23 protein-coding genes are annotated in these 21,621 nt (G+C 68.1%); 16 read left to right on the top strand and 7 right to left on the bottom strand.

Annotated features, from left to right (window positions below):
- The first annotated feature begins 33 nt into the window (after nt 1–33).
- The 11 genes from DK459_RS08885 to DK459_RS08835 all read left to right on the top strand — a co-directional run bounded on the left by DK459_RS08885 (nt 34) and on the right by DK459_RS08835 (nt 9,999).
- On the top strand, nt 34–732 hold the full coding sequence (locus DK459_RS08885) for a fumarylacetoacetate hydrolase family protein (RefSeq protein ID WP_054499556.1): 699 nt from the start codon (nt 34–36) through the stop codon (nt 730–732).
- Between the two features lie 12 nt (nt 733–744).
- Entirely contained in the window at nt 745–1,383 is a 639-nt protein-coding gene (maiA, locus tag DK459_RS08880; RefSeq protein WP_020925341.1) for a maleylacetoacetate isomerase, read from the top strand.
- Nucleotides 1,380–1,778 (top strand): chorismate mutase, encoded by a 399-nt coding sequence (locus DK459_RS08875; protein WP_006386925.1) that lies wholly within the window; start codon nt 1,380–1,382, stop codon nt 1,776–1,778. The genes maiA and DK459_RS08875 overlap by 4 nt, the downstream gene beginning before the upstream one ends.
- Complete coding sequence (locus tag DK459_RS08870) at nt 1,771–2,775, top strand: tripartite tricarboxylate transporter substrate binding protein (protein WP_038502759.1); 1,005 nt, start codon at nt 1,771–1,773, stop codon at nt 2,773–2,775. Before DK459_RS08875 ends, DK459_RS08870 begins: the two co-directional genes overlap by 8 nt.
- An 82-nt stretch (nt 2,776–2,857) precedes the next feature.
- Nucleotides 2,858–4,210, top strand: coding sequence for an FAD-dependent oxidoreductase (locus tag DK459_RS08865; RefSeq protein ID WP_020925344.1), 1,353 nt, complete (start codon nt 2,858–2,860; stop codon nt 4,208–4,210).
- 19 nt (nt 4,211–4,229) lie between these two features.
- Nucleotides 4,230–5,450, top strand: a complete 1,221-nt coding sequence (locus tag DK459_RS08860; RefSeq protein ID WP_054448525.1) for a 3-hydroxybenzoate 6-monooxygenase — start codon at nt 4,230–4,232, stop codon at nt 5,448–5,450.
- A gap of 27 nt (nt 5,451–5,477) precedes the next feature.
- Nucleotides 5,478–6,653: an ABC transporter substrate-binding protein gene (locus tag DK459_RS08855; protein ID WP_006386919.1), complete on the top strand. Its 1,176-nt coding sequence runs from the start codon at nt 5,478–5,480 to the stop codon at nt 6,651–6,653.
- 15 nt (nt 6,654–6,668) lie between these two features.
- Nucleotides 6,669–7,583, top strand: a complete 915-nt coding sequence (locus DK459_RS08850) for a branched-chain amino acid ABC transporter permease (protein WP_006386918.1) — start codon at nt 6,669–6,671, stop codon at nt 7,581–7,583.
- Between the two features lie 7 nt (nt 7,584–7,590).
- Entirely contained in the window at nt 7,591–8,559 is a 969-nt protein-coding gene (locus DK459_RS08845; RefSeq protein ID WP_006386917.1) for a branched-chain amino acid ABC transporter permease, read from the top strand.
- Nucleotides 8,552–9,307: an ABC transporter ATP-binding protein gene (locus DK459_RS08840; protein ID WP_020925347.1), complete on the top strand. Its 756-nt coding sequence runs from the start codon at nt 8,552–8,554 to the stop codon at nt 9,305–9,307. Before DK459_RS08845 ends, DK459_RS08840 begins: the two co-directional genes overlap by 8 nt.
- Nucleotides 9,307–9,999 (top strand): ABC transporter ATP-binding protein, encoded by a 693-nt coding sequence (locus DK459_RS08835; protein WP_006386914.1) that lies wholly within the window; start codon nt 9,307–9,309, stop codon nt 9,997–9,999. Before DK459_RS08840 ends, DK459_RS08835 begins: the two co-directional genes overlap by 1 nt.
- Nucleotides 10,000–10,031: 32 nt before the next feature.
- Here the strand turns inward: DK459_RS08835 and DK459_RS08830 are convergent, their stop codons facing one another.
- Nucleotides 10,032–10,394 carry a glyoxalase superfamily protein gene (locus DK459_RS08830; RefSeq protein ID WP_006386913.1) on the bottom strand — a complete coding sequence of 121 codons (363 nt, stop codon included), beginning with the start codon at nt 10,392–10,394 and terminating at the stop codon, nt 10,032–10,034.
- Nucleotides 10,395–10,479: 85 nt separating this feature from the next.
- Here DK459_RS08830 and DK459_RS08825 point away from each other — a divergent pair, with 85 nt between their 5' ends.
- On the top strand, nt 10,480–10,839 hold the full coding sequence (locus DK459_RS08825; RefSeq protein WP_006386912.1) for a hypothetical protein: 360 nt from the start codon (nt 10,480–10,482) through the stop codon (nt 10,837–10,839).
- Nucleotides 10,840–10,973: 134 nt separating this feature from the next.
- Here DK459_RS08825 and DK459_RS08820 read toward each other — a convergent pair whose 3' ends face one another.
- From DK459_RS08820 to DK459_RS08800, 5 genes are all read right to left on the bottom strand, one after another.
- Nucleotides 10,974–11,990 carry a tripartite tricarboxylate transporter substrate binding protein gene (locus tag DK459_RS08820; protein WP_006386911.1) on the bottom strand — a complete coding sequence of 339 codons (1,017 nt, stop codon included), beginning with the start codon at nt 11,988–11,990 and terminating at the stop codon, nt 10,974–10,976.
- Nucleotides 11,991–12,258: 268 nt separating this feature from the next.
- Entirely contained in the window at nt 12,259–12,999 is a 741-nt protein-coding gene (locus tag DK459_RS08815) for an amino acid ABC transporter ATP-binding protein (protein WP_006386910.1), read from the bottom strand.
- A gap of 60 nt (nt 13,000–13,059) precedes the next feature.
- On the bottom strand, nt 13,060–14,163 hold the full coding sequence (locus DK459_RS08810; RefSeq protein ID WP_006386909.1) for an amino acid ABC transporter permease: 1,104 nt from the start codon (nt 14,161–14,163) through the stop codon (nt 13,060–13,062).
- 1 nt (nt 14,164) lies between these two features.
- Nucleotides 14,165–15,355, bottom strand: coding sequence for an amino acid ABC transporter permease (locus DK459_RS08805; protein WP_053497546.1), 1,191 nt, complete (start codon nt 15,353–15,355; stop codon nt 14,165–14,167).
- A gap of 127 nt (nt 15,356–15,482) precedes the next feature.
- Nucleotides 15,483–16,499 carry an amino acid ABC transporter substrate-binding protein gene (locus DK459_RS08800; RefSeq protein ID WP_020925350.1) on the bottom strand — a complete coding sequence of 339 codons (1,017 nt, stop codon included), beginning with the start codon at nt 16,497–16,499 and terminating at the stop codon, nt 15,483–15,485.
- Between the two features lie 315 nt (nt 16,500–16,814).
- Here DK459_RS08800 and DK459_RS08795 point away from each other — a divergent pair, with 315 nt between their 5' ends.
- The 3 genes from DK459_RS08795 to cheD all read left to right on the top strand — a co-directional run bounded on the left by DK459_RS08795 (nt 16,815) and on the right by cheD (nt 19,625).
- A complete protein-coding gene (locus tag DK459_RS08795) occupies nt 16,815–17,528 on the top strand; it encodes a cell division ATP-binding protein FtsE (protein ID WP_006386903.1) in 714 nt (237 codons plus the stop codon).
- A complete protein-coding gene (locus DK459_RS08790; RefSeq protein WP_054498455.1) occupies nt 17,525–18,433 on the top strand; it encodes an ABC transporter permease in 909 nt (302 codons plus the stop codon). Before DK459_RS08795 ends, DK459_RS08790 begins: the two co-directional genes overlap by 4 nt.
- 415 nt (nt 18,434–18,848) lie before the next feature.
- Entirely contained in the window at nt 18,849–19,625 is a 777-nt protein-coding gene (cheD, locus tag DK459_RS08785; protein WP_024067616.1) for a chemoreceptor glutamine deamidase CheD, read from the top strand.
- A gap of 11 nt (nt 19,626–19,636) precedes the next feature.
- Here the strand turns inward: cheD and DK459_RS08780 are convergent, their stop codons facing one another.
- On the bottom strand, nt 19,637–20,608 hold the full coding sequence (locus DK459_RS08780) for a GlxA family transcriptional regulator (RefSeq protein WP_053497551.1): 972 nt from the start codon (nt 20,606–20,608) through the stop codon (nt 19,637–19,639).
- A gap of 293 nt (nt 20,609–20,901) precedes the next feature.
- Here DK459_RS08780 and DK459_RS08775 point away from each other — a divergent pair, with 293 nt between their 5' ends.
- Nucleotides 20,902–21,591, top strand: a complete 690-nt coding sequence (locus DK459_RS08775; protein WP_049055611.1) for a M24 family metallopeptidase — start codon at nt 20,902–20,904, stop codon at nt 21,589–21,591.
- Nucleotides 21,592–21,621 lie beyond the last annotated feature (30 nt).

Raw genomic sequence — 21,621 nt, 5'->3', positions numbered from 1 at the left:
CCCCCTTTCCGTTCCGCCTTCAAAGGTTGATTCATGTCTTACGTGTTTGCTCCCGCCGACCCCGTCGCCGTGCCCGTCGCCGGCAACCCGGATCGCTTCCCCGTGCGCCGCGTCTATTGCGTCGGCCGCAACTACGCCGCCCACGCCCGCGAGATGGGCTTCGATCCCGACCGCGAACCGCCCTTCTTCTTCTGCAAGCCGGCCGACGCCGTGGTGCCGGTGGCGCCGGACGCCACGCTGACGCTGCCCTATCCGTCCGAGACCGCCAACTTCCACTACGAAATCGAACTGGTGGCGGCCATCGGCAAGGGCGGCGCCAACATCGCGGTCGACGCCGCGCTGGAACACGTGTGGGGCTATGCCGTCGGCCTGGACATGACGCGCCGCGACCTGCAGATGAAGATGCGCGAAGCCGGCCGCCCGTGGGAACTGGGCAAGGCCTTCGACCAGAGCGCGCCGATCGGCCCGCTGGTGCCCGCCGCGCAGGCCGGCGACATCCACCGCGCCGGCATCTGGCTGCAGGTCAACGGCGCCGACAAGCAGCGCAGCGACATCGGCAAGCTGATCTGGTCGGTGGCCGAGACCATCGCCTACCTGTCGCGCTACTTCCGCCTGGAAGCCGGCGACCTGATCTACACCGGCACGCCCGAAGGCGTGGGCCCGGTGACGCGCGGCGACCGGATGGTCGGCGGCGTCGACGGCCTGGGCGCCCTCAGCGTGCAGATCGCCTGAGGACCGCCATCCATGCAACTGCACAGCTTCTTCAACAGCTCCACCTCGTACCGCGTGCGCATCGCGCTGGCGCTCAAGGGCCTGGCGGTCGACATCGTGCCGGTGAACCTGCGCAAACAGGAGCAGCGCGCCGCCGACTACGTGGCGCGGAACCCGTCTGCCGGCGTGCCGCTGCTGACGGAAGGCGATTTCCAGCTGTCGCAATCGCTCGCCATCATCGACTACCTGGACGCCACGCACCCCGAGCCGCGCCTGATCCCGGCCGCGCCGCGCGAACGCGCGCGGGTACTGGAACTGGCCAACGCCATCGCCTGCGACATCCACCCGGTCAACAACATGCGCATCCTGCGCTACCTGCAGGAAGAACTGGGCGCCACCGAGGCGCAGAAGAACGCCTGGTACCACCACTGGATCCGCGAAGGCCTGACCGCGGTCGAGGCGCTGCTGGCGCGCCATGGCGGCGGCGCCTATTGCTTCGGCGACGCGCCGACGCTGGCGGACTGCTGCGTGGTGCCGCAGGTGGCAAATGCCCAGCGCATGGGCTGCGACCTGTCGGCCTATCCGCGCCTGCTCGGCGTGTACGACCACTGCCTTGCGCAGCCGGCCTTCCAGCAGGCCGCGCCCGGCAACCAACCGGACTACATCAAGTGACCTCGCAAGCATCCCCGGGCCGGGAGCCCGACACCCAGGGCGCGCCGCTGCGCGAATACACCGATCCGGCCTACCGCCCGCTGTGCGCCAACCTGGCCGAAGTGCGCGCCAACATCGACCGCCTGGACGACGAGATCGTGCGCCTGATGGCCGAACGCGCCATGTACGTGAAGGATGCCGCGCGCTTCAAGCGCGACGCCTTCCAGGTCAGCGCGCCGGCGCGCCAGGCCGAGGTGTTCGAAAAAGTGCGGCGCCTGGCCGAGCGCCACAACCAGGGCTTCGAGAACCTGGACCAGGTGGTGGACGCGGCCTACCGCGCCATGGTGGCGGCCTTCATCGCCAACGAACAGACCTATTTCAACAATATGAAGATCGCGGGAGAAAAGCATGCATAAGTCCTCAACCCTGGCGCGGGCGCGCACCGTCGCGGCGCGCGCGCTGGCGCTGGGGCTGATCGCGCTGGCGCCGTTGGGCGCGGCGCGGGCCGCCGACGCCTGGCCGTCGCAGCCGCTCAAGGCGCTGGTGCCGTTCGGTCCGGGCTCCAGCCCCGACCAGGTGGCGCGCATCGTCGGCGAGAAGGCCGGCGCCATCCTCGGCCAGACCGTGGTGGTGGAGAACAAGCCGGGCGCCAGCGGCAACATCGGCACCTTCGCCATCGCCAACGCCAAGCCCGACGGCTACACCTTCGGCGTCTCGATCACCGGCCCGCTGGTGAACAACACGCTGCTGTTCGACAAGCTGCCCTACGCCCCCGCCACCGACCTGTCGCCGCTGACGCTGGCGGTGCACCAGCCGAACGTGTTGGTGGTGCCGGCCAACTCCGGCATCGACAACGTCGGCCAGTTGCTGGAAGCCCTCAAGAAGAACCCCGACAAGTACAACTTCCCCTCGCCCGGCGCCGGCACCGTTTCGCACCTGGCGGTGGAACTGCTGCTGCAGCGGATCGGCGCGCGCGCCACGCACGTGCCGTATCCGTCGTCGCCGGCCGCGCTGACCTCGCTGCTGTCGGGCGACACGCAGTTCGCCGCGCTGCCGCCGATCGCCGTCATGAGCATGGTCAAGGACGGCCGGCTGAAGGCGCTGGCCGTGACCTCGTCCAGGCGTTCCACGCTGCTGCCCGAGATCCCCACGCTGGCCGAAGTCGGCGTGCCCGGCATCGAGGGCTCGGCCTGGATCGGTTTCGTGATCTCGTCCAAGGTGCCCGCCGACATCCAGAAGAAGCTGTCGGACGCCTTGATCCAGGCGATCCGCGACCCCGAGGTGGTCAAGCGCCTGCAGGCACAGTTCATGGACCCGGTCGGCGGCACGCCGGCCGAGTTCCGCGCCTACATGGACGATGAGCTCAAGCGCTGGGAACCGCTGATCACCAAGCTCGGCATCAAGGGCCAGTAGGCCGGGCCGGCAGGACGGGCCAGCCGGCCCGGCATTTCGCAACACAGCACGCAGTCAAGCAGGACAAGCAAGGAGACAAGGCATGACCCTCACCGAACCCGCCCGCCAGGTGCCGCTCTACGGCGAATACGACGTCGTCGTGCTGGGCGGCGGCCCCGCCGGCATCCTGGCGGCCGCCAGCGCCGCCCGCAACGGCGCCAGCGTGCTGCTGGTGGAACGCTATGGCTTTCTCGGCGGCATGGGCACGGCGGCGGGCGTCTCCAACTTCTGCGGCCTGCACGCCAATGTGCGCGGCGCCATCCGCCAGGTGGTGCATGGCATGACCGATGAACTGCTGGACCGCATGCGCGCGCTGGACGGCCTGAACGACCCGCACCTGATCCTGGGCAAGATCCACGCCCAGGCCTACGACATCGCCGCCTTCAAGTGCGCGGCCGACGGCATGGTGCAGGACAGCGGCGCACAAATCCTGTTCCACGCATTGGCCACCGGCCTGGCGCGCGACGCCGCCGGCAATGTCGACGCACTGTTCCTGGAGACCAAGTCCGGCCGCTGCGCGGTGCGCGGCAAGGTCTTCATCGACTGCTCGGGCGACGCCGACATCGCGCAATGGGGCGGCCTGCCGTTCGAAAAGGGCGACGCGCAGGGCCACATGCTCTACCCCACGCTGATGTTCAAGGTCGGCAACGTCGATGGCGCCCGCGCCCAGGAGGCCTGGAAGACCATCCCGCGGCTGATGGACCAGGCCGCCGCCAGCGGCGAATTCACCTTCCCGCGGCGCGGCGCCATCGTGCGGCCGCAAAAGCATGACTACGAGTGGCGCGTCAACGTCACCCAGCTGGCCAACGCCGACGGCAGCGCGGCCGACGGCACCGACGCCGCCTCGCTCTCGGCCGGCGAGCTGGAAGGCCGCCGCCAGATCACCGAATACCTGAAGTTCCTGCGCGCCAAGGTGCCGGGCTTCGAAAACGCCTATGTGCTCGACATCGCGCCGCAACTGGGCATCCGCGAAACCCGCCGCATCGTCGGCGAGGCCATGCTGACCAAGGAAGACGTGCTGGGCTGCGCCGACTTCGAGGACAGCATCGGCGTGAACGGCTGGCCGCTGGAAATGCACACCGCCGGCGACGTGCAATGGCTGTGGCCGCCGATTCCCGGATCGCGCGGCTACAACCAGTTGCCGTTCCGCATGATGGTGCCGCGCCGCGGCCCGGGCGTGGCCGCCAACGTGCTGGTGGCCGGACGCTGCGCGTCGATGACGCACGAAGGCCAGTCGGCCGCGCGCGTCAGCGGCAGCTGCTTCGTCATGGGCGAGGCCGCCGGCACCGCGGCCGCCATGGCGCTGCGCGACGGCAACGCGCCTGCCGACGTGCCCGTGGCGGCGCTGCAGGCGCAACTGCAACGGCAAGGCGCCTTCCTCGGCCGCCAAGAGTGAACACGCAAGGAACCACGCAATGAACGCAACTCCCGCAAAGAACCCGCCCCAATCCGTCATCGTCGTGGGCGGCGGCATCGGCGGCCTGGCCGCGGCGCTGGCGCTGACGCGCCAGGGCATCGCGGTGCAACTGCTGGAACAGGCCGCGCACATCGGCGAGATCGGCGCCGGCATCCAGCTCGGCCCCAACGCCTTCGCCGCGCTCGACGCGCTGGGCGTGGGCGCCACGGCGCGCCAGCGCGCGGTCTTCACCGACCACATCATCATGATGGACGCGGTCGACGCGCGCGAAGTGGTGCGCATCGACACCGGCGAGGCCTTCCGCGAACGCTTCGGCGGCCCCTACGCCGTGATCCATCGCGCCGACATCCATCTGTCCATCCTGGAAGCGGTGCAGCAGAACCCGCTGATCCGCTTTCGCACCTCGACCCAGATCGCCAGCGTCAAGCAGGACGAAAAACGCGTCGAGGTCACCGACACCGAAGGCAACCGCTACCAGGCCGACGCGGTGATCGGCGCCGACGGCGTCAAGTCGGTGATCCGCGAGCACCTGATCGGCGATCCGCCGCGCGTGACCGGCCACGTGGTCTACCGCGCCGTGGTCGAGCGCGACAACATGCCCGAGGAACTGCGCATCAACGCGCCGGTGCTGTGGGCCGGCCCGCACTGCCACCTGGTGCACTACCCGTTGCGCGGCGGCCAGCAATACAACCTGGTGGTGACCTTCCACAGCCGCGAACAGGAACAATGGGGCGTGCGCGAAGGCAGCAAGGAAGAGGTGCTGTCGTACTTCCAGGGCATCCACCCGCGCCCGCACCAGATGCTGGACCGCCCCACCTCCTGGAAGCGCTGGGCCACCGCCGACCGCGAGCCGGTCGAACAGTGGGGCCAGGGGCGCGTCACGATCCTGGGCGACGCCGCCCATCCCATGACGCAGTACATGGCCCAGGGCGCCTGCATGGCGCTGGAAGACGCGGTGACTTTGGGCGAGGCCGTCAAGCGCTGCGACCACGACCTGCAAGCCGCCTTCCGGCTGTACGAATCGGTGCGCATCCCGCGCAGCGCGCGCGTGGTCTGGTCGACCCGCGAAATGGGCAGGCTCTATCACGCGCGCGGTGTCGAACGCACCGTGCGCAACATGCTGTGGACCGGCCGCGGCCAGTCCCAGTTCTACGACGCGTTGCAGTGGCTCTACGGCTGGAAGGTGGAGAACTGTCTCGCGGGACCCATCCAGCCATAAAAAAAGCAGGCACAGGAGGAGACAACCATGACGACACGCATCACCCGCGGCGGCGCCGCGCTGCTGCTGGCACTGGCCGCCGGCGGCGTCCAGGCGCAGCAGAAACCCGTGGACATCGGCTTCATCGGCACGCTGTCCACCCCCGCTGGCTACATCGGCGAGGACGAACGCGACGCCTTCATGCTGGCGGTCAAGGAAGGCGGCGGCAAGCTGGGCGGGGTGCCGGTCAACGTGCGGGTCGAGGACGACGCGCTCAAGCCCGCCAACGCCAAGCAGATCGCCGACAAGATGGTGCAGGGCGGCGTGCGCCTCTTTACCGGCATCAATTTCTCCAACGTCATGGCCGCGGTCGGGCCGACCGTGCTCAACGCCGGCGGCTTCTACGTCAGCCTGAACGCCGGCCCCTCCAACTATGCCGGCAAGGCCTGCAACCCCAACTATTTCTCGGTGGCGTTCCAGAACGACTCGTACGCCGACACCGCCGGCATCGCCGCCAACGAACTGGGCGCCAAGCGCATCGTCGTCATGGCGCCCAACTACCAGGCCGGGCGCGACGCCGTGGCCGGCTTCAAGCGCACCTACAAGGGCGAGATCGCCGACGAGATCTACACCAAGCTCGAACAGGCCGACTTCTCGGTCGAGCTGGCGCGCATCCGCTCGCTCAACCCGGACGCCATCTTCCAGTTCCATCCGGGCGGTGCCGGCATCAACCTGACCAAGCAGTTCGCCAACTCCGGCCTGGCCGACAAGATCAAGATGATCACGCCCATCTACTCGATGGACGAACGCATGCTGGCCGCCACCGGCAACGCCGGCAAGGGCTTCTACCTGAGTTCGCTGTGGAGCGCCGACCTGGACAATCCGCAGAACAAGCACTTCGTCGAAGCCTTCACCAAGGCCTACAACCGCGCGCCCACCGCCTATGCGGCCCAGGCCTACGACACCGCCAACCTGATCGGCTCGGGCCTGAAGGCCGTGGGCGGCGATATCACCGGCAAGGCCGACGCCTTCCGCGAGGCGCTGCGCCGCGCCGATTTCCCCAGCGTGCGCGGCAAGTTCAAGTTCGGCCCCAACCAGCACCCGGTCCAGGACTGGTACCTGCTGCACATCGAGTCCGGGCCCGATGGCAAGCTGGTCTACAAGAACCTCAAGGTGATCGCCCGCGACCATACCGACGTGCACGCGGCCGACTGCAAGATGTAGCCTCCGGAGCCCGCCATGCTGATGTTCCTGGAACAGGTCCTGAACGGCCTGCAGTACAGCGCGCTGCTGTTCCTGTTGTCGGCCGGCCTGACGCTGGTGTTCGGCATCATGAACGTCATCAACCTGACGCACGGCTCGTTCTACATGGTGGGCGCGTTCTGCGCCGCCAGCGCGGCGGCGGCCACCGGCTCGTTCTTCGCGGCGTTGCTGGCCGCGTTGGCCGGCGCCGCGCTGTACGGGCTGGTGGTGGAGCTGCTGGTGATCCGCCATCTCTACCGCCGCGACCACCTGGACCAGGTGCTGGCCACGCTCGGGCTGACGCTGTTCACCAACGAGCTGGTCACGGTGCTGTTCGGCCGCAGCCCGCCGTTCATGGACATCCCGCCGTTCCTGGCCGGCTCGGTGGCGCTGCTGCCCGGCCTGAACTATCCGGTGATGCGGCTAGCCTTCATCGGCGCCGGCGTGCTGGTGGCGCTGGGCCTGTGGCTGCTGATCTCGCGCACCCGCGTCGGCATGCTGGTGCGCGCCGGCGCCGACGACGGCGAGATGGTGGACGCGCTGGGCGTGAACATCCAGCGTCTGTTCACCCTGATCTTCACGCTCGGTGCGCTGCTGTGCGGCTTCGCCGGCGTCATGGCGGCGCCGCTGCTGGCGGTGGAGATCGGCATGGGCGAACGCATCCTCATCACCACTTTCGTCGTCATCGTGGTCGGCGGCGTGGGCTCGGTGCGCGGCGCGCTGGCCGGTTCGCTGATGATCGGCATGACCGACGCGCTGGGCCGCGCCTACATCCCCTTCTGGATGTCGCGCCTGCTGCCGCCGCAGCTGTCGGACTCGGCCAGTTCCAGCCTGGTCTCGGCAAGCATCTACATCCTGATGGCCATCGTGCTGCTGTTCAAGCCGCGCGGCCTCGTGCCGGCGACTCGCTAGGAAACCCATGAGCCGAAAAACCCTCGTAAACCTGGCCGGGCTGGCGCTGTTCGCGCTGGTGCCGGCGCTGGCCTCGGCCACCGGCGAAGCCTTCCTGGTCAACCTGATGACCCGCTTCCTGATCTACGCCATCGCCGCCGTCAGCCTCGACCTGATCCTGGGCTACGGCGCCATGGTCAGCTTCGGCCACGCGGCCTTCTTCGGCCTGGGCGGCTACGTGATCGGCATCGCCGGCTACCACTTCGCGCAGGGCGACACGCTGTTCGGCTGGAGCGGCAGCCAGGCCGCGCTGGTCATGTGGCCGCTGGCCGTGGCCTGCGCCGCGCTGGCCGGGCTGGTGGTGGGCTTCCTGTCGCTGCGCACCGCGGGCGTGCAGTTCATCATGATCACGCTGGCCTTCGGCCAGATGCTGTACTTCATCCTGGTGGGGCTGGTGGTCTACGGCGGCGACGACGGCCTGTCGATCGACGCGCGCAACACGCTGCCCGGCCTGGACCTGAACGGACCGGTCACGTTCTACTACGTCTGCCTGGCGCTGCTGGCGGCATGGGTATTCCTGTGCCGGCGCATCGTCAACTCGCCCTTCGGCATGGCGCTGCAGAGCCTGCGGCAGAATCCGCGCCGCAGCACCGGGCTGGGCCTGGCGCCGCTGCGCTACCGCCTGACCGCCTTCGTGCTGTCGGCCGCCGGCGCCGGCCTGGCCGGCGCGCTGTGGGCCAACTACGCGCTGTTCGTCAGCCCCGACATGGCCGGCTGGCAGAAGTCCGGCGAGCTGATGGCCATGGTGATCCTGGGCGGCATGGGCTCGATCTTCGGGCCGGTGCTGGGCGTGGCCGTCTACCTGGGGCTGGAGCAACTGGCCACCGCCTGGACCGAGCACTGGATGCTGATCCTCGGCCCCGTGCTGGTGCTGGTGGTGCTGTTCGGCAAGCGCGGGGTCTATGGCTGGCTGACGGGAGGCGCGCACCATGACTGAACCGGCCAAGCTCGCCATCGAGGGCCTGCGGAAAGCCTTTGGCGCGGTCCGCGCCACCCAGGGCGTCGACCTGCAACTGCGGCCCGGCGAACTGCATGCATTGATCGGCCCCAACGGCGCCGGCAAGACCACGCTGCTGTCGCAGATCAGCGGCGAGATCCTGCCCGACGCCGGCCGCATCCTGCTCGACGGCCGCGACATCACCCGCCTGCCCGCGCACAAGCGGCCGGCGGCCGGGCTGGCGCGCTCGTTCCAGATCAGCCAGTTGTACCCGCAGTTCACCGCCGAGGACAACGTCGCCATGGCGGTGCAGGCGCGCAGCCCCGGCGGCTTCAACCTGTGGCGCAATGCGCGCCGCATGGCGCGCCTGCGCGAGCCGGCGCGCGCGGCCTTGGCTCGCGTGGGCCTGGCCGACCGCGCCGGCGTGCGCGTGTCGGCCCTGGCCCATGGCGAAAAACGGCAGCTGGAACTGGCCATGGCGCTATCGCTGGACGCCTCCGTGCTGTTGCTGGACGAACCCATGGCGGGCATGGGCGCCGAGGAATCGCAGCGCATGACCGACCTGCTGCGCGAACTGAAAGGCCAGTACGCCATCCTGCTGGTCGAACACGACATGGACGCGGTGTTCGCGCTGGCCGACCGCATCACCGTGCTGGTCTACGGCAAGACCATCTTCACCGGCACGCCCGACGAGGTGCGCCGCCACCCCGACGTGCGCGCCGCCTATCTGGGCGAGGAGGAAGACTGATGCTGCAAGTCGCGCAACTGCAGGCCGGCTACGGCGCCAGCAAGGTGCTGTTCGGCGTCGACCTGGACATCGCGCCGCGCCAGGTGGTGTCGCTGATCGGCCGCAACGGCATGGGCAAGACCACCACCGTCAAGACGTTGATGGGCATGCTGCCGGCGCAGGGCGGCCAGGTGCTGCTGGACGGCCAGCCCATCACGGGCCTGGCGCCGCACCGCATCGCCCGGCTCGGCATCGGCCTGGTGCCCGAGGGCCGGCGCGTGTTCGGCTCGCTGTCGGTCGAGGAGAACCTGGTCGCCACCGCGCGCCAGGCCCGTCCCGGCTGGCACATCGATCGCGTGTTCGAGCTGTTTCCGCGCCTGAAGGAACGGCGCGGCCAGTCGGCCCGCACCCTGTCGGGCGGCGAACAGCAGATGCTGGCGGTGGGGCGCGCGCTGTTGATCAACCCGCGCCTGCTGATCCTGGACGAAGCCACCGAGGGCCTGGCGCCGCTGATCCGCCACGAGATCTGGAACTGCCTGCGGCGCCTGAAGGACGAAGGCCAGACCATCCTGGTGATCGACAAGAATCTGAAGGAAATGGCCACGCTGGTCGACCGCCACCACGTGCTGGAAAAAGGCCGGGTGGCCTGGCAGGGCACGCCCGCCGAACTGGCCGCGCAACCCGAACTGGCCCAGCGCTACCTGGGCGTGTGAGGCGCGCGGCCCTGGCCGCGGGGTTGACGGGCTCAGTCGCTCGATTCGCAGAAGGTCAGGCGGTTGCCGAACGGGTCGGTCACCTTCAGCAGCCGGCCCCAGGGCGCGTCCTCGACGCCGGGCCGCGCGTAGCCGTATTGCTTGCCGATCAGCTCGGCCTGGTAATCGTCGACGCCGGTGGCGCGCACGAAGATGGCCGCGCCCGGCGTGGCATCGCCGTAGTGCTCGCTCAGGTGCAGCACCAGCTCGCCGCGATGCACCTGCGCGTACAGCGGCAGGCCCGGTTCGAAGCGGTGTTCCCAGTCCCACTCGAAGCCGAGGAAATCCAGGTAGAACTCGCGCGCCTTGTCGACCGAAAAGATGCGCAGGATGGGAATGGCGGGGGACAAATGCATGATTCTGGCCTTAGTATGCGAGGGGTCGCGCCCGCGGACTTCCGAGCGTGCGCGCATCCCGCCAGCATAGATCAAACCGGTTGCCATGCCCGACGCCCAAGCCGCATCCTGGAAACACCTGCCTGCGCCGAAGAAGCGCGCCGCGCTGCCCTTTGAGGCCACCTACACGGCCGACCAGTACGCCCGTCTGCGGCAGGGCCGCATCCCGCGGGAAATGGAAGACAAGTGGTTCATCTATCTCGACGATGGCGTGCTGCGCTTTCATCGCAGCTGGACCGGCATCTGGATCTACGCGCTGCGGCTGGACGCCGCGGGCGACCAATGGCGCGCGCATGACGCCTGGGTCAACCGCGAGGCCGACCAGTACGGCTGCACCGACCTGGAAACCGACCGCAAGCTGCTGGCGCGGCTGGTGGACGGCCTGCTGGCCGCGCCGCGCGAATGATCGAACCCCGCGAATGAAGCGCGGATGCCGCCATCGCGCCGCCCAAAGGATACGCAGGGGGATGCGCCGCCCGACGGACAGGGGCGGCGTCAGGCCTGGCGCGTGCCCGACGGGACGCGCCAGGCACGCCCGCCTCAGTTCAGGCTGGCGCCGGAGATCTTCACGATCTCCTGGTACTTGGCCTTTTCGTTCTTGACGAACTCGGCGAAGGCTTCGGGCGTCATGGGAGGCGCTTCCGAACCCATCGTCAGCAGACGCTGCTTGACGTCGGGCTGCTGCATCGCTTCCGAGTAGGCCTTGTTCAGCTTGGCCACCACCGGCGCCGGCGTGCCGCCGGTCGTGAAGACGCCGAACCAGGTGCCCAGGTCGAAGCCCTTGATGCCCGACTCTTCCACCGTCGGCACGTCGGCCAGCAGCGACGAACGCTTGGCGGTGGTCACGGCCAGCGCCTTGACCTTGCCGTCCTTGATCAGCGGCGCCGAGGCCGCCAGGTTGTCGAACATGAAGTCCGACTGGCCCGACAGCAGCGCCAATTGCGCCGGGGCCGCGCCCTGGTAGGGAATGTGCTCGACGTTGATGCCGGCGCGCGCCTTGAGCAGCTCGCCCGACAGGTGGCCAGCGCTGCCGTTGCCGCCCGAACCGTAGTTCAGCTTGCCCGGATTCTTCTTGGCGTACTCGATCAGGTCCGACAGCTTCTCGATCTTGTTCTTGGCGGCAAATTCGACGTTCATCACCAGCACGTTCGGCACCGACGCCACGATGGTGACCGGGGCGAAATCCTTCACCGGGTCATAGGGCAGGTTGGCGAACAGCCAGGGGTTGATGGCGTGGGTCGCGACGGCGCCCATCACCAGCGTGTAGCCGTCGGCCGGGGCCTTGGCCACCAGGTCGGCGCCAATGTTGCCGCCGGCGCCCGAGCGGTTTTCCACCACGACGGGTTGGCCGAGCGAGCCGCGCACCTTCTCGGCCAGCATGCGGGCCATGGTGTCGAGCGGGCCGCCGGGCGGGTAAGGCACCACGAAGCGCAGCGGCTTGGTGGGGAAATCGGTGGTCTGGGCCAGCGCGGGCGCGCCCAGGGTCAGCGTGGCGGCCAGGGCCGCGGCGCCGCCCAGCAGGACGCGGCGCATGGCGCCGCGGGGGGTCTGTTTCATCTGGTTTGCTCCTCTCATTGCATCGATGGCGGTCGGTAGCATACCGCAGCGGGGTGAACGGCGTAACAAAGGGATACCAGGAGAACCGAGCGCTTTTCCCGTGAACGGCGCGCCCCGGCCGACTGGAAACAACGTGCGCCGGCCACCCCGGCGTGCTCGGCCCCTTCCCTTTCGCGCCGCCTCTCCAACGGCCGGCACCCAAAGAAAAGCCGCCTTCCAGGGAAGGCGGCTTCGGATCCGGGCGCGGCGGGCCGGAGCCCGCCCGGCCTCAATGCAGGATCTGGCTCAGGAACAGCTTGGTGCGCTCGTTCTGCGGATTGTCGAAGAACTCGTCCGGGCTGTTCTGTTCGATGATCTCGCCGCGGTCCATGAAGATGACGCGGTTGGCGACCTTGCGCGCGAAGCCCATTTCATGGGTCACGCACAGCATCGTCATGCCGCTCTCCTGGGCCAGGTTGACCATCACGTCCAGCACTTCCTTGACCATTTCCGGGTCCAGCGCCGAGGTCGGCTCATCGAACAGCATGATCTTGGGGCTCATGCACAGCGAACGGGCGATGGCCACGCGCTGCTGCTGGCCGCCCGAGAGCTGGCCGGGGAATTTCTTGGCCTGGTCCGGGATGCGCACGCGCTCCAGGTATTTCATGGCCGTGGCCTCGGCTTCGGCGCGCGGCTTCTTCAAGACCCACATCGGGCCCAGCGTCAGGTTCTCCAGCACCGTCAGGTGCGGGAACAGGTTGAAGTGCTGGAACACCATGCCGACGTCCTTGCGGATGGTCTCGATGTGCTTGAGGTCGTTGGTGAGCTCCGTGCCGTCCACGATGATGTGGCCTTTCTGGTGCTCTTCGAGCCGGTTGATGCAGCGGATCATGGTGGACTTGCCCGAGCCCGACGGCCCGCACACCACGATGCGCTCACCCGGCGCCACGTCCAGGTTGATGTTGCGCAGCACGTGGAACTGGCCGTACCACTTGTTCACGTCCTGCAGTCGAATGATGGCATCAGACATGCCTGTACTCCCGTAAATATCGCATTGCGGGTCCGCCGGTGGCGGACCCGCGGCAAGGTTCTAGCGTGCGTGGCCCGTGGCCAGGCGTTTTTCCAGCGCCTGGCTGTATTTGGACATGGAGAAGCAGAAGACGAAGTAGATCAGCGAGATGAACAGATACGCCTCCACCCCGAATCCGCGCCATGCCGCGTCGGACAGGGCCGCCTTGGCCGCCAGCGTCAGGTCGAAGATGCCGATGATCACCACCAGCGACGTGTCCTTGAACAGCGCGATGAAGATGCTGACCAGCGGCGGGATCACGATCTTGAGCGCCTGCGGCAGGATGATCTTGCGCATCTGCTGCCAGTAGTTCAGGCCGAGCGAGTCGGCGCCTTCGTACTGGCCCTTGGGGATCGCCTGCAGGCCGCCGCGCACCGTTTCGGCGATGTACGCGGCCGCGAACATGATGATCGCGATCTGCGCGCGCAGCAGCTTGTCGATGGAGAACCCTTCCGGCAGGAACAGCGGCAGCATCACCGACGACATGAACAGCAGGCTGATCAGCGGCACGCCGCGGATCAGCTCGATGTACACGACGCACAGCGCCTTGATGGCCGGCATCTTCGAGCGCCGGCCCAGGGCCAGCAGCACGCCGATCGGGAAGGCGAAGGCGATGCCGAACGTCGACAGGATCAACGTCAGCGGCAGGCCGCCCCAGCGCGCGTTCTCGACGTAGGTCAGGCCCAGCACGCCGCCCCACATCAGGATCGCCACGGCGGTCAGGCCGACGGTCCAGATGATGGCGAGCTTCCAGTTCCAGAAACGGCGGATGCCGCTGCACACGATCACCGCGACCAGGATGATGGTCGCGATCAGCGGCCGCCATTGCTCGTCGTACGGATAGGTGCCGAACAGGATCAGCCGGTGCTTCTCGATGATGAAGGCCCAGCAGGCCCCGCCCACCGAGGCGCGGCATTCCTGCGCGTTGGCGGCGGTGAAGTTGGCCTTGATGAAGGCCCACTCGACCAGCGCCGGCACCGACATCAACAGGAACCACGCCAGCAGCACCGTGATCAGGATGTTCAGCGGCGAGGAAAACAGGCGCGAGCGCAGCCACGCCCACGCGCCGACATGGGTCTTGGGCGGCGGCAGCCCTTCGCTGGGGGTATGCGTAGTGCTGCTCATATCAACGCTCCACCAGCGCAATGCGCTTGTTGTACCAGTTCATGAAGATCGAGATCGACAGGCTGACCGTGAGGTACGCGCCCATGATGATGAGAATGCCCTCGATGGCCTGCCCGGTCTGGTTCAGCGTGGTGTTGACCACCGACACGATGTCCGGATAGCCGATGGCCACGGCCAGCGAGCTGTTCTTGGTGAGGTTGAGGAACTGGCTGGTCATCGGCGGGATGATCACGCGCAGCGCCTGCGGCAGCACCACCAGGCGCAGCACCTGCTTGCGGCGCAGGCCCAGGGCCCCGGCCGCTTCCCATTGGCCATTGTTGACCGCCTGGATGCCCGAGCGCACCACTTCGGCGATGAAGGCCGAGGTGTAGATCACCAGGCCCGCCAGCAGCGCGGCGAACTCCGGCGACAGCGTCAGGCCGCCGCTGAAGTTGAAGCCCTTCAGTTCCGGCATGTCCAGCGTCAGCGAAGCGCCGCTGACCAGCCAACCGACGATCGGCAAGCCGATCAGCAGGCCGATGGCGGCGCGGCCCAGCGGGAACACGTGGCCGGTGGCTTCCTGGCGCTTCTTGCCCCAGTGGCCCAGGAACAGGATGGCGACGATGGCCAGGCCCAGGCCGGCCAGCATCCAGTCGAGCGAGTTGCCCTCCAGCGCCGGCACCTTCAGGCCGCGGTTGGAGATGAACACGCCCGGCAGCGGGTTGTGCGCCTGGCGCGGGCCGGGCATGTTCTCGGTGATCAGCGCATACCAGAAGAACAGCTGCAGCAGCAGCGGCACGTTGCGCATCACTTCGACGTAGACCGAGGTGATTTTGGCGACGAGCCAGTTCTTGGACAGCCGGCCGACGCCGATCAGCGTGCCGAGGATGGTCGCCAGCACGATGCCGAGCACGGCCACGCGCAGCGTGTTGAGCAGGCCCACCCAGATGGCGCGGCCATACGTGTCGGCGGGGGTATACGCGATGGGCGTTTCGCCGATGGCGAAGCCGGCCTCGCGTTGCAGGAAACCGAAGCCCGTGGCGATGTTGCGCACGGACAGGTTGTGAAGCGTGTTTGAAACCAGGAACCACACCGCCAGGGCGACGGCGGCCAGTGCGATCACTTGATAGACCACGGCGCGCACGCCGGGATCGTTCCAGTTCAGACGCCGGGGGGGTGCCGAAATCGGGGCGTTTTTATTTGAAGTCGTCATGAATGAATCTACAGAAGTCGGACACCGGGCAGCGGGGGCCTTGCGGCCCGCGCCGTCCACTCCTGCCGCCCGCTCGAAGGCGGGCTAGGCATGGCACGCGTCGCGCGCCATGCCGGGCAGCCGTGTGTTAGCGCACCGGCCAGCCGTACATCAAGCCACCTTGCTTGTAGCTGGCGTTCAGGCCGCGGTCCAGCTTCATCGCGCTGCTCTTGCCGAGCGTGGCTTCGAAGCTTTCGCCGTAGTTGCCGACCTGCTTGATGATGTTATAGCCCCACTTGTCATCCACGCCCAGGTTCTTGCCCATGCCCGGGGTCACGCCCAGGATGCGCTGGATGTTGGGGTTGGTGCTCTTGGTCATTTCATCGACGTTCTTGGACGTGATGCCGTATTCCTCGGCTTCCAGCATCGCGTTCAGCGACCAGCGGACCACGTTGAACCACTGCTCGTCGCCCTGGCGCACCATGGGGCCCAGCGGCTCCTTGGAGAAGTCTTCCGGCAGGATGATGTACTTGTCCGGATTCTCCAGCGTGGTGCGGGTCGAGGCCAGCTGCGACTTGTCGGTCGTGAAGGCATCGCAACGGCCGGCCGAGAAGGCGCGGATGATTTCGTCGTACTTGTCGATCACGACGGGCTTGAATTCGATCTTCTGGCCACGGAACCAGTCGGCCAGGTTCAGCTCGGTGGTGGTGCCCGGCTGCACGCAGATGGTGGCGCCGTTCAGTTCCTTGGCGCTCTTGACGTTCAGGTCCTTGGAGACCATGACGCCCTGGCTGTCGTAGTAGTTCACGCCCACGCCGATCAGGCCCAGGGTGGTGTCGCGCGTCAGCGTGACGGTGGTGTTGCGGGTCAGCACGTCCACTTCGCCCGATTGCAGGGCGGTGAAGCGCTGCTGCGTGTTCAGCGGCGTGACCTTGAACTTGCTGGCGTCGCCGAACATGGTGGCGGCGATGGCGCGGCACAGGTCCACGTCCAGGCCCTTGTACTCACCCTTGCTGTCCGCGATCGAGAAGCCCGGGATGCCGGTCGAAACGCCGCATTGGACAAACCCTTTTTTCTTGACGTTATCGAAGGTCGCACCCGCATTGGCAGCCGCGGATGCAGCGAACAGGGCGGCGCCAATGGCAGCGAGTTTCAGTACTTTCATCGTGATCTCCGTAGGGGTGTAGCGAAGCCGAACGCAAGGCCGGGTTGGGCTTTACGCATGGGGCGGATGGTAGCGTCCGCAAAGCGGCCTCCGCATCCGGGAATTCCCTTGAAATATAGGGACACTGGATGAAATCAAACGGGGTTTTGAGATAAAAACGGGGACACTATTCCTGTCCTATAAACGTGTCCGGGCGGTCACTTCGTCCGATTCATTTCCGTCACATCGGGACACTTTTTCCGTCGCCGGCGCCACGCCGTTTTAGGCCAGCTTACTGTCCCCGAGTTACTATTGCGGCTTCATCCGACAGCCGCCATGATCGAATTCCAGCACGTCTTCAAATCGTATGGCCGCGGCCGCAACATCCTGGCCGACATCAACTTCCGCGTGAGCGCGGGAGAGTTCGTTTTCGTGTCGGGGCCGTCCGGCGCCGGCAAGTCCACCCTGCTCAAGCTGATCGGCGGCCTCGAGCCCGCCAGCCGCGGTTCGATCCAGGTCAACGGCCAGCGGCTCGACAAGCTGCCCGCCCGCGCCCGGCCCTACCTGCGCCGCGCCGTCGGCGTGATCCTGCAGGACACCCACCTGCTGTTCGACCGCAGCGCCTTTGAAAACGTGATGCTGCCGCTGGCGGTCACCGGCCATCCCTGGAATTCGGCCGCCGCGCGGGCCCGCGCGGCGCTGGACAAGGTCGGCCTGTCGGGCAAGGAAGACCTCAATCCCATCGAATTGTCGGGCGGCGAGCAGCAGCGCCTGGCGATCGCGCGCGCCATCGTCAACCGGCCCGCCATCCTGATCGCCGACGAACCCACCGCCAACCTCGACCACGACAACGCGCAGCGCATCATGAACGTGTTCCGCGACTTCAACCGCGTCGGCGTCACCACGCTGATCGCCTCGCACGACCAGGAACTCATGGCGCGCTACGCCACCCGCACCCTGCGCATCGACCCGGGACGGTTCGCCGACTCGCACGGCGCCGCCACGCCCCCGGCCGACGCCGGCCACGGCATCGCGGGAGAACCGGCATGAACGCCTGGCTGCGGCAGCATCGCTATGCCCTCATGGTCACCCTGCGCCGGCTGGTCAAGCAGCCGTTCTCGTCGCTCGCCAACCTGCTGGTGATGGCGCTGGCGCTGGCCCTGCCGCTGTTGGGCAGCGCCATCCTGGTGTCGGTGCAGCCGGTGGCGCGGCAGATGTCCGTCACCCCCGAGGTCACCGTCTTCATGCGGGTCGATGCGCCCGCCGGCGCCGCCGCCGACATCGCCAAGCGCATCCAGGGCGAATACGCCAGCGACGTGCGCGCGGTGCGCGTGGTCGGCCGCGACGACGCCCTGGCCGACCTGCGCGCCAATCCTGCCTGGCAACAGGCGCTGGCCGTGCTGCCCGGCAATCCGCTGCCCGACGCGGTGGTGGTGACGCTGGCCGACGGCGAAGACCTGGCCGGCCGCGCCGACAAGCTGGCGCAGGCCTGGAAACAATGGGACCAGGTCGACCTGGTGCAGCTGGACAGCGCCTGGGTCCAACGGCTCGAAGCCATCCTGCGCTTCGCCCGCATCGGCCTGGGCTTCCTGGCCGCCTGCGTGGCGGTGGTGGTGCTGGCCACGGTGTTCAACACGGTGCGCATGCAGGCCCTGTCGCAGCGCGAGGAAATCGCCGTGGCGCGCCTGGTGGGCGCCACCGAGTCGTTCGTGCGGCGGCCCTTCCTGTACCTGGGCGCGCTGTCCGGCGCCCTGGCCTCGCTGTTGGCCATCGGCGTGGCGGCGGTGGCGCTGTCGCCGCTGAACAACGCCCTGCTCGGCCTGGCGCGCAGCTACGGGGCGGAATTCGCCCTGCATCTGCCCGGCGCGCCGGTGCTGCTGGCGGCCATCGTCGCCTCGGCCGCCCTGGGCGCGCTGTCGGCGCGCTGGTCCGTCACGCGCAGCACGCGATTCTGAAAAGGGCACCGGTCTTCGTCCGATTTTCCTGAAGGCCGGCCTGCCTAAAGCCACGTATAGCCCCCCTTCGTCCCCGTGATCCGGGGAACGGCCGCGCCCGCCGTGGGTACGATGGCAGCACCTGCTCGCCGCGGCCTTCTCTGGCCAGTGTGCGCATGGCGTCTGTCCCGTGTCACGGGCCGCCCTGCGCTCCCCGGGGGCCGCGCCAGGAATGGCGCCGAAACGCCAGGCCGGCGGACAAACGGCCATATTTTTCAGGGACATAACAAAGTTGCGGTTACACAGGTTTTCCCCCCATTACAGGCCAGATATGCAAGAATAAAGCGACATTTTTCTACATATTTTGAAACGTTTATTGTTCCACCGAGCCCTGCCTTCGTGTCCCAATCGTTGTTCCTGCCCTTGATTACGCCCCATGGTCGCCCGTCTTGAAGCCCGCGCGACGCGCCATTATTTCGATAGCGCGTTCCAGTCCCAGGCGGTGAAAGTACTCCCCAACGAGTACTACGTCACCGACGAAGACATCATGATCTCGACCGTGCTGGGGTCGTGTGTGGCCGCCTGCATCCACGACCCCGTCACCGGGGTCGGCGGCATGAACCATTTCATGCTGCCCGAAGGCGACATGCAGTCGCCGGCCTCGGCCACCATGCGCTACGGCGCCTTCGCCATGGAAGTGCTGATCAACGAACTGCTCAAGGCCGGCGCGGTACGCGACCGCCTCGAGGCCAAGGTGTTCGGCGGCGGCGCGGTGCTGTCGGCCATGCAGCAGATGAACATCGGCGAGCGTAACGGCCAGTTCGTGCTGAACTACCTGCGCACCGAAGGCATTCCGGTCAAGGCGCAGGACCTGGGCGACGTGCATGCGCGCCGCATCAACTATTTCCCGCGCGACGGCCGCGTGATGGTGCGCAAGATGGCGCCGCACCATCAGCGCGCCGAAGAAATCATCGCCAAGCGCGAACAGGCCGCCGCCGAGAGCGTGCAGGCCAAGACCCACAGCCCGCCGCGCGTCGAACGCTTCGCGCGGCCCGGCGTCGAACGCTTCGACCGGCCCGCGGCGCGCCCGGGCGTGGAGCGTTTCGATCGTCCCGGCGTCGAGCGTTTCGATCGTCCCGCCGCGCGTCCCGGCGTGGAACGGTTCGACACCGGCGTCACCCGCCGCCGCAAGCCGGAAACCGCCGGCAGCTGACGCGCGCCGCCTCAGCCCGCGCCGCCCGGGCGGCCGAAGCTGGCGCGGTATTGGCTGGGCGACACGCCCAGCCGCCGCTGGAACACCTCGCGCAGGTGGCGGGCATCGCGAAAGCCGCAATGAAAGGCCACGGTTTTGAGGGGCGCCGACTCGCGCTCCAGCCGCGCGCGGGCCGCATCCAGCCGCGCGCTCTCGACGAATTCCGCGGGCGTGATGCCGGCATCGCGCAGGAACACGCGCGCGAAATTGCGGCGGCTCATGTTGGCCACCGCCGCCAGCGCCGCCACCCCCAGGTCGTCGGCCAGATGGCCCAACACGTGCTGCTGCACCAGCGCCACCGCCGACGTCTCTTCGACGAACGGCGTGAGGAAGGGGCTGAACTGCGACTGGCCGCCGGCGCGCTGCATGAACACCACCAGCCGCTTGGCCACGTTCAGCGCCACGTCGGGCCCGTGGTCCTGCGCCACCAGGGACAGCGCCAGATCGATGCCGGCGGTCACCCCCGCCGAGGTGTGCAGCCGGCCATCCCGCACGTAGAGCCGGTCGGACTCGACCCGCAGCTCCGGATAGCGCGCCGCCAGCGCCTGCGCATCGTTCCAGTGCGTGGTCACGATGGCGCCGGCAGGCAGGCCTGCCCGAGCCAACAGGAAGATACCGTTGCAGATCGCGCCGTAACGGCCGGCGCGCGCACAGGCCCCGCGCAGCCAGGCCAGGCCTTCGTCCGGTTCGCGCGCCGCCGGCAGGTCCGGCCCGCCCGCGACCAGCAGCAGGTCGGGCGCCTCGTCGACCTCCGCGTAGTGACGCTGCGGGACCAGCAGCATGCCGTTGGAGCAGGGCACCGCGCCACGCGTCAGGCCGATCAGTTCCATCCGGTACTGGCTGGCGGGCAACAGGAAGCGGTTGGCCTCGGCGAACACGTCCAGCGGCCCGCTGACGTCCAGCGACTGCACGCCGGGAAAAACGAGAATGGCGACGGATTTCATGGGATCGGATAACCGGGAAGCCTGCGCCGCGCGGCCGCGCGGCGCAGGCATGGCGACGGCGCGCCGCCAACACACGCTACCTTAGCGCAACGACAGCGGTGTCCACCGCGCTGTCCTTGCCTTGGCCGCAATCCGCGCCAGCGCGGCCGCCATCCGCCGCCACCGCCCGGGTTGGCCGCCGCGCGCGCCACCCTGGCCGCAATCCGCCCCATCCGCCGCTGGTCCGTGACCGCGGGCGCGCCCAGACTTTCCGTACCGCCCTTCCCGGGCTTGCCACGCAAGGAAACCGCCTCATGCACCCCCCTCATTCCGATCCCAGCGAACGCGTCGGCCCGGCTTTCTCGGTCGACGGCATGCTGCTGGCCCGCAACAAGACGCGCCAGGCCATCGAGGACATCGCCGCCCGCATCCGGCCCGGCATGATCGAGGAAGACGCCGTCGCCCTCGCCAAACAGACGTTGATCGACGCCGGAATGGCGCTCAGCTGGCATCCCACGCGGGTGCGCTTCGGCGCCAACACCATGAAGGCCATGCGCCAGGCCTCCACGCCCGGCGCGGTGCTGGGCGAACACGACATCTTCTTCCTCGACATCGCGCCGCGCCTGGATGCCTGGGAAGGCGATGGCGGCAAGAGCTATGTGGTGGGCGACGACGCGCGGCAGGCGCGCTGCGCCCGCGACGCCGAGGCGCTGTTCCATGACGTGCGCGGCGTCTGGCTGCGCCAGCGGCTGAGCGGCCAGGCGCTGTACGCCTACGCCGACCGCCAGGCGCGCGCCATGGGCTGGGAACTGAACTTCGACCTGCCCGGCCACCGCGTGTCCGACTTCCCGCACGCGGCGATCCACACCGGCTCGCTCGCCGACCTGGCCATCAGCCCGTCGGAGATGCGCTGGATCCTGGAAATCCACCTGCGCGACCCGCAGGGCCGCTATGGCGCGTTCTTCGAGGACATGCTGCTGGACGACGCCCACTATCCCGCGTGAAGGCCGCGCGGGGCACCGGCGCGCATGCGC

The sequence above is a fragment of the Achromobacter sp. RW408 genome, assembly GCF_003184165.1.
GTDB lineage: Bacteria > Pseudomonadota > Gammaproteobacteria > Burkholderiales > Burkholderiaceae_B > Achromobacter > Achromobacter xylosoxidans.
Note: the sequence above shows the minus strand (reverse complement) of the source record. Positions and strands in the feature narration are given on the sequence as shown.